1 protein-coding gene is annotated in these 1,065 nt (G+C 61.3%); it reads left to right on the forward strand.

Annotated features, from left to right (window positions below; translation table 11 throughout):
• Positions 1-411, forward strand: a 411-nt coding sequence (locus EN914_RS36285; RefSeq protein WP_164779211.1) for a DUF2269 family protein, incomplete at its 5' end; no start/stop codon positions are given.
• Positions 412-1,065 lie beyond the last annotated feature (654 nt).

The following is a 1,065-nucleotide window of genomic DNA, read 5'->3' on the forward strand; positions in this document are numbered from 1 at the left end:
GCCTTCTTCATGCTGCTCGCTCACCGGACCGGAAATTCCGCGACCATCGCGGCGGTCGCACGCATCGTCGTGATCGCCGATTTCATCTTCACTGCAACCGCCGTCGTCGCCCAACCTGTCACCGGTGCATTCCTCGCCTGGCATTCCGGCTATCCGCTGACCGAGGGGTGGATTGTGCTTTCGATCCTGCTCTACCTCATCACCGGCCTGTTCTGGCTTCCAGTCGTGTGGATGCAGATCGAGATGCGGAATCTCGCTATGCAGGCCACGGCAGAGAAGCAACCTCCACCACAGCGCTATGACACCTTGTTTCGGCTCTGGTTCGCCTTTGGCTTTCCTGCCTTCGCGGCAGTGCTCGCCATCTTCTGGCTGATGATTTCGCGACCTTCGATCGACTGGTTCGCCTTGTAGCACCGGACTTCGTCTCCCTCGTCACGGTCTGCAACATCGTTGCGCCTAACAAATGGGCGGCGATGGAGCCAGCCGCAGACTGCCTCGTTCCGTTCCTACATACCGGGTGGCTATGGTTGCACAGGTTCCCGGCCATCGCCCGAGCACCTCTGTGGCGGGAGGCTGACGGGACTTTGATTGCCGACGACACGTCTATCCACGTCGCCCGTGCACGGCTTCGAAATGCATCGTCGGCGACTTCGGTGGAAACTTGCGGCATTGCAGCCGAGCTTGTCGTCACCGAGCACGGCGCTCCCGCATGCCGCGGGGCCTCGATCGTGTTGCCGAGCGGTTCGGCGAGGTCGCCGTCCGGCCGCAGTCGAGATACGCGCCGTTTGACCACCGTCGACGAAGGCCACATCTACCGGCAGGCCTGAGCAAATCAGCGACCGCGTTTCCCGCAGTCGTTTCGTTCGGCGATCTCTGCTGCGGATCCATCGCCGGCGTGACCCGTGCCTTCACGGCTTCGCCCAACTCATCCGGGCTCTCCGGGATTATCGATTAATCAAGAGAATTGCAGCTTTGGAACGCCCGCTGCTCAAAGGTGGCGGGCTTTTTGTGCATTAGTGGAACCTGATATGTCGACGCAGGTTGGAAACGGCGGCAGCGGGGGAC

It is taken from the genome of Mesorhizobium sp. M7A.F.Ca.CA.001.08.2.1, from assembly GCF_003998455.1.
GTDB lineage: Bacteria > Pseudomonadota > Alphaproteobacteria > Rhizobiales > Rhizobiaceae > Mesorhizobium > Mesorhizobium ciceri.